Source organism: Shinella sedimenti (genome assembly GCF_022601905.1).
Classification (GTDB): Bacteria; Pseudomonadota; Alphaproteobacteria; order Rhizobiales; family Rhizobiaceae; genus Shinella; species Shinella sedimenti.
The window spans coordinates 135,377-141,628 of record NZ_JAKVIN010000001.1; the positions used below are offsets into that span (position 1 = coordinate 135,377).

The 6,252-nt window shown below is 61.6% G+C and carries 6 protein-coding genes and 1 tRNA gene; 2 read left to right on the top strand and 5 right to left on the bottom strand.

What is annotated here, in order from left to right:
• Positions 1–81: 81 nt before the first annotated feature.
• The 5 genes from MKI86_RS00655 to MKI86_RS00675 form a co-directional block, all read right to left on the bottom strand.
• Complete coding sequence (locus MKI86_RS00655) at positions 82–1,245, bottom strand: D-alanyl-D-alanine carboxypeptidase family protein (RefSeq protein WP_241595818.1); 1,164 nt, start codon at positions 1,243–1,245, stop codon at positions 82–84.
• A gap of 70 nt (positions 1,246–1,315) precedes the next feature.
• Positions 1,316–2,314, bottom strand: a complete 999-nt coding sequence (locus MKI86_RS23820; RefSeq protein ID WP_442475973.1) for a septal ring lytic transglycosylase RlpA family protein — start codon at positions 2,312–2,314, stop codon at positions 1,316–1,318.
• A 292-nt stretch (positions 2,315–2,606) separates the two neighbouring features.
• Positions 2,607–2,683: transfer RNA gene (locus MKI86_RS00665), tRNA-Pro, on the bottom strand.
• Between the two features lie 106 nt (positions 2,684–2,789).
• The gene (locus MKI86_RS00670) at positions 2,790–3,269 is read right to left on the bottom strand and encodes a DUF192 domain-containing protein (protein ID WP_241595821.1); all 480 of its coding nucleotides are present in this window, start codon (positions 3,267–3,269) and stop codon (positions 2,790–2,792) included.
• A 17-nt stretch (positions 3,270–3,286) separates the two neighbouring features.
• A complete protein-coding gene (locus MKI86_RS00675; protein ID WP_241595823.1) occupies positions 3,287–3,865 on the bottom strand; it encodes a cold-shock protein in 579 nt (192 codons plus the stop codon).
• 195 nt (positions 3,866–4,060) lie between these two features.
• Between MKI86_RS00675 and MKI86_RS00680 the strand changes: the two genes are divergently transcribed.
• Both MKI86_RS00680 and MKI86_RS00685 read left to right on the top strand, forming a co-directional pair.
• Positions 4,061–4,501: a VOC family protein gene (locus MKI86_RS00680; RefSeq protein ID WP_241595826.1), complete on the top strand. Its 441-nt coding sequence runs from the start codon at positions 4,061–4,063 to the stop codon at positions 4,499–4,501.
• Positions 4,502–4,840: 339 nt separating this feature from the next.
• Entirely contained in the window at positions 4,841–6,106 is a 1,266-nt protein-coding gene (locus MKI86_RS00685; protein ID WP_241595829.1) for a YcbK family protein, read from the top strand.
• The last annotated feature ends 146 nt before the right edge of the window (positions 6,107–6,252 follow it).

Consider the following 6,252-nt stretch of genomic DNA (forward strand, 5'->3'; position numbering starts at 1 on the left):
TCCGGCAGGGCCGAGATGAATCGGACCACTACTACCCCATGTTTCCGGTAGACGAAACGCTTTTCGCCCCGTCCTGACTGTTCAGATCCAGAAGAAGAAGAGTTCCAGCAGCGCATCCAGCGCCCGCGAGCGAAGGGGGCCGACAGCGACCGTTCCCGCCGTCTTCACCGGAACCTCGCGCAGCAGCTGTTTCTCGTTTGATATCCGGAGCGTACCGACCGCCTGCCCTGGTGCCACGGGCGCGCGCAACGGCCAGGTGTAGACCACGCGGGCGACCAGGCGCTGCGAATTGTCCTTCGGCAGGAAGACATCGACCTGCTCGCCAGCCACCAGCGGCACCTTGCCGCTTGCCCCGCCATAGACGCTCGCATCGGCAATCGTCTCGCCTTCGCGGAAGAGCGTACGCCGCTCGAAGGACGACAGGGCCCATTCGATGATCCGGCGCGATTCCTCAATGCGGACCTTGTCGTTCTCAAGCCCGCTCATGGCCAGCAGCAGGCGCTTGCCGTCGCGATTGACCGCAGCGACGATGGAATAGCCGCCCTCCTCGGAAAAGCCGGCCACGAAGCCGGTCACGCCGATATTGAGCGCCAGCAGAGGGTTACGGTTGCGCTGCGCGATCTTGTTCCACTCGAATTCCGGCTCGACAAAGTAACCCATCCGCTCTGGATAGGTCGTCTGGAGGTGGCGGGCGAGAGCCACCATCTCGCGCATAGTCACCTTGTTATCAGGGTTCGGCAGGCCGGTGGAATTGGCAAAGACCGAGCGTTCCAGCCCGAGCGCCCTCGCCTCCTTCGTCATGCGTTCGGCAAAGGCGGTTTCCGAACCCGCCAAGCCCTCGGCCAGGATGATGCAGGCATCGTTGGCGAACTGCACCGCAATGCCGCGAATGAGGTCCTCGACGCGGATATTCGATTTCAGCGCGGCAAACATCGTGGAGGTGCGCGACGGCGCGCCGCCCGTGCGCCAGGCATATTCGCTGACGGGATATTGCGTTTCCAGCGTGGTTTCGCCGGCCGCCAGAGCCTTGAAGACCGCCGCCATGGTCATCAGCTTGGCAAGAGAGGCGGCGGGCACCGGCTCGTCTTCAGCCCGTGCGAAAAGCACTGTGCCGGTCTCCGCCTCGATCAGGTAGACCTGCTTCGCCTTTACGTCGAAACCGGCCTGCGGCGCTGCAGACTGAGCCAGCGCGAAGCCCGGCATCAAGACGAGGAAAGCGAGAAGAATGAACAGACGATGATGCATGACGACTCCGGATGCCGTCACACTCCCATAGGCACGCGGCAATCGCAAACGGCTTTGATAACCGCTGCGATCACCCGGCGTTATCGGCGAGTGCGGAAAGCGGCGTCAGTTTGCCGTCGATGGTGAGGATCGCGTCGAAGGCGCCGGAGGCATCACGCACGCGCTCGTCCGCATAAGCCGCTGCGTAGCTCGGATCTGCGGATAGCTGGGGCACGAAATTCGGACGCTCCATCGGCATCGGCCCGATATCGGGCAGCGAAACGAACTGCTCCATCACCTGGAACGGCGTGCTTTCCTGGGCTGCGGTGTTGGCAAGCGCCGTCATCGCACTGCCCGTGGGAGCAGAAAGCGTGCCGGAACCGTCGCTCGGCAGCGAACGGCTGTCGGCGGACGCGACCATCACGCCCGTTGCAATCTGGCCGCCGGGATCGACAGCGGGAACCCGCGAGCCCTTCGTGACATAGGACGCCATGAGATAGGGCATGTCGTTGCCCTCGAGCGGCGCCTTGCCGACATATTGCACCCGGACCTTCGCCGTGCCGGTGCGCTTCATGTCGAGCAGGTCGGCCGTCTTCGAGGAGACGTCGATCACACGCCCTTCATGGAACGGGCCGCGATCGTTGACGCGCACGACGACGGACGTACCGTTTTCCATGTTCGTGACGCGCGCATAGCTGGGCAGCGGAAATGTGGGATGCGCAGCGGACAGATGGTACTTGTCGTAGACCTCGCCATTGGCCGTACGGCGGCCATGGAAGGCGGAACCATACCAGGAGGCAAGCCCCGTCTTGTTGTAGCCCATCTCTTCCTTTGGCTGGTACCACTTGCCGCGCACCTGGTAGGCCTTGCCGACCTGATAGCGGCCACCGCCCTTGGGAACGGCCTGCCCCTCCTCGACGACGCGAGGACTTGCCTTCACGCCATATTCGGATTCGGCAAAGAATTCCTTGCTGCGGGGTTTCTTCTTGGTCGGCGCCGTCGTTGTCGCGCAGGCTGCAAGGCCCGCGCATACGAGCGGAATCGCGATGAACCGGAGGGCCGTGCCAAATCGGTTCACGGTGTTCTTGATGTCTTTATGTCCCACGCCGCTATTGTCCCCGACGGTGTGCCAGCCTAACCCTGCCCCTGCAAAGTCGACCGTCAATGCCACTCAGTAAATAACAGTGCGTTAATCATGCCAGCAACGTGGCGAAATTGCGAGCGAACGTCAAACTGCGGCGCGGCTTCCGCGAATTATGGTTTATGCGTGGTTAATATTGATGCGGTCGATGCGCGTGAATGCGCTGCGACACGGCACCGCGAACTGCCGGCAAAGTCGCTTGCAGAGGTCACGGAGAACAATGTTCTGAAGATTTCGCCGATGGTCGGAGTGGAGAGATTCGAACTCCCGACCCTCTGGTCCCAAACCAGATGCGCTACCAGACTGCGCTACACTCCGTCCGTCCCGGCGATGGGGAGATACACGCATCCGCTCTCTGCCGCAACAGCAAACGGTTGTTTTCGTGCGCTTGTGGATGAATTCTCCAGAACTGCTTCGCCTAGCGCTATTTCGCCTTGCGCATGGATTCCACGAGTTCGTTCTGGATCCGGTTGCCCGTGCGGATGCCGAGGCGCTTGACCGTGCCGCCGTTGAGTTCCAGCACATAGTCGATCGGGCCCCTGGAATCGATGATCAATTCGGAATGGGGCTCGGCGTTTTCCTTGATCGCGGTGATCTTGCCGTCCTTCGCGATGAACAGCATGTCGAGCGGGATATAGGTGTTCTTCATCCACATGAAGACCTGCCGCGTCTCGCCAAAGGCGAAGAGCATGCCGTGGTCCGACGCCATCTCGCGGCGGTGCATCAGGCCCTGCTCTCGCTGGCGTGGCGTTACGGCCAACTCAACCGTGAAGGCATGACTGCGGCCGTCGCGCGTGACGATGGTCAGCGGCTGTGTATCGAACGTTTCCGCAGCCGAAACGCTGAAGGAAATCAGGAGAAAGAATGCCGCGAAAAACCCGGCCAGACGTGAAAGGCCTGCCATTCGCGCGCCGACAGCCATCAATGCGGCCTGTTGCCCGCAACCGGGAGATCCGGGTGGATTTCAGCCGCCATCAGGCCCTTCTCACCATCGCCGAAGCGTACCAGCACGACCTGGCCCGGCCGTAGTTCCGTCAGGCCGAAGCGACGCAGGGTCTCCATATGAATGAAGATGTCTTCGGTGCCCTCGCCGCGCGTCAGGAAGCCGAAGCCCTTGGTACGGTTGAACCATTTTACCAGCACGCGCTCGAGCCCGCTCGATGGCGTGACCTGCACATGGGTGCGCACCGGTGGCATCTGCGAGGGATGCACGGCCGTCGATTGGTCCATGGACAGGATGCGGAAGGCCTGGTGTCCACGCTCACGCTTCTGGACGAGCGCGACGACGCGCGTACCTTCCAGAACGGTCTGATAGCCGTCACGGCGCAGGCAAGTCACGTGCAGGAGAATGTCCTGCATGCCGTTGTCGGGCACGATGAAGCCAAACCCCTTGGCGACGTCGAACCACTTGATGACCCCGGTGATCTCGATCAGATCAACGGCGTCATTGCTCTGGTCATCACGCTCCGTGATTTCCTTTGAAGACACCCTGTCTGCCATGATCTGCCAGCCCCTCGTTTACGCGTCACATGAGTTACGGTTAACTGATTCTTGAGAATAAGAATAACATTGTCCCGATGCGACTGCGCAAGCCCCCTTGAAACTTTTGCCGGCTGCATTGGTAGCCTTCAAGGCTTGCCTGAGGCTGACAAAACCATAACCTTCCGCTTGTTTCGGGGTTCAGAGGACATTTTCATGCGTTATCTTCACACGATGGTTCGCGTCAAAGACATCGACCAGTCCCTCCACTTCTACTGCACGCTCTTCGGGCTTGAGGAAGTTCGCCGGTACGAAAACGAGAAGGGCCGCTTCACTCTCATCTTCCTCGCCGCCCCCGGGGATGTTGAGGCGGCGCGCGCGAACGCTGCGCCTTGCCTTGAACTCACTTATAACTGGGACAGCGAGGATTACGCCGGCGGGCGCAATTTCGGCCACCTCGCCTATGAGGTCGATGATATCTATGCCATCTGCCAGAAGCTGATGGACAATGGCGTCGTCATCAACCGCCCGCCGCGTGATGGCCATATGGCGTTCGTGCGCTCGCCGGACGGCATCTCCATCGAGATTCTGCAGAAGGGCGAAAACCTTGCGCCGGCCGAACCCTGGGCGTCGATGCAGAATACCGGCAATTGGTAATTCGCACCAAGCGCAAGCCCCGGGCAAACCCCGGGCCTTAAGGGTAACACCGTCAGACCATCGTTTCGCCGTATTCGGCCGGGATTTCTTGTCCTTCCGGCCGTTCTTCAAGCGTAACGCGGCGATTCGGGCCTTTGTTCGGCCGGATTGCGCCCATTTGCGCTCACGGCACCTGACGCTCCAGCCTTTACACCACCGGCTGAAGCGCTAACATCGAGGCAACCGCAGCTTGGCCAAAAGGCTTTCTCGACTGCGGTTGCGACTGTTTGAAGAATTGGCCTTTCCGGCGGCAAGATCGGAGGCCCGAACGTCGAAAGCGGGGGAAAGCCTTTGCAGGACATGCAAGGAAAGTGGCCCGGCCTCAAGACGCTGCGGTATGGATTGCTGCTGGCCGTCTCGGTCGCCACACTCTCGGGCTGCGTTTCCGCAGTCTCTACAGATTTGCGTGCGGACAACGTGACCGCCCGGGAAAAAGACGACACCGTCGCCGCGAGCGGCGAGGAAACGACCACGCCTGTCGTCGCCGCAGCGGCGTCTGCCGAGGCTGCGGCCGATCCGGCCGCGACCGGTCAACAGGCGGAGAAGGCCGAGATGGCGGGCCTCGTCATGCAGCCCGCTTCGCTCGATGCGAACAGGGCCAGCATCTATTCCAATGGCGGCCAGGTGACGCCGTCGGGAACCGCCTATGGAGCTGAGAGGACCGGCACCAATCCGGCAACGACGAGCCTCTACGCCGCGGGCGCCGCGCAGGCGACCGAGGTGGGCGGGCGCCTGCCGGTCGAGGACATGCCGCAGGTCGGCGCATCCGCGCAGCCATTGGCTGATGGCGAGCAGGCGCTTGTCTTGCCGGAGACCGGTCCGATCCCGAAGACAGCGCGCACGGCGCTCGTCGCGGAACCGCAGAACCTCAACGCTGCCGAAATGGCGATTGCCGCCGAAGAAGGCACGAACAATCTTGCCGCCACTGTGGGCAGCGTGCCGGAAACGCAGACCGGAAAGCGCAAGCAGGTCACCCTCGCCTCACTCTTTGCCAACAAGCGGGATGCGTCGAAGGACGAGTTCAACGGCGAGCGCTTTGCCACCCAACAGCGCCGCGTGCTGAACCGCGACACCGCCGGCACGACTCAGAAGGCGTCACTGGGAACCCTGCCCGGCGTTTCCACCGCCAATGCGATGTTCTCGACGAATCATTCGGAATCCGACGAAGTCGAAGATGACGCGCCGCAGTTCAAGGAAGTGGCCTCGCTGGCCGGCCTTGCCCGCCTCGCGCCGAACGGCCTGTGGCTGCAGACCGAGAAGGTCAAGACCGGCTGCTTCAAGCCTGAACTGCTGCAGGTTCTCAAGAAGATCGAGCACCATTACGACAAGCCCATCATCGTCACATCCGGCTTGCGCGATGTGAAGGTCAACCGTGCAAAGCAATCGCTGCACACGCGGTGCGAGGCGGCCGACATCCAGATTGCCGGTGTAAGCAAATGGGAACTCGCCGAATATCTGCGCAGCATGCCCGGCCGCGGTGGTGTGGGCACCTACTGCCATACGGAGTCCGTCCATATCGACATCGGCCCCGAGCGCGACTGGAACTGGCGCTGCCGGCGCAAGTAGCGCAATCCCCGCCGTAAACAACTGAGATCGCTCAGCTTTCAAGACATGGAGGCCGCCGTTGAGGCGGCCTTTCATTTTTTTGTCACAACGGCTTTTTCCCGCTTGCGGAACCGAAAACGCCCTTCTATAAGACGCCCACCGCACGC

Excerpts from the sequence above, each read along its gene's own strand:
- MKI86_RS00655 (WP_241595818.1), bottom strand. The coding sequence starts at position 1,245 with ATGCATCATCGTCTGTTCATTCTTCTCGCTTTCCTCGTCTTGATGCCG.
- MKI86_RS00670 (WP_241595821.1), bottom strand. The coding sequence starts at position 3,269 with ATGGCAGGCCTTTCACGTCTGGCCGGGTTTTTCGCGGCATTCTTTCTC.
- MKI86_RS00675 (WP_241595823.1), bottom strand. The coding sequence starts at position 3,865 with ATGGCAGACAGGGTGTCTTCAAAGGAAATCACGGAGCGTGATGACCAG.
- MKI86_RS00680 (WP_241595826.1), top strand. The coding sequence starts at position 4,061 with ATGCGTTATCTTCACACGATGGTTCGCGTCAAAGACATCGACCAGTCC.
- MKI86_RS00685 (WP_241595829.1), top strand. The coding sequence starts at position 4,841 with ATGCAAGGAAAGTGGCCCGGCCTCAAGACGCTGCGGTATGGATTGCTG.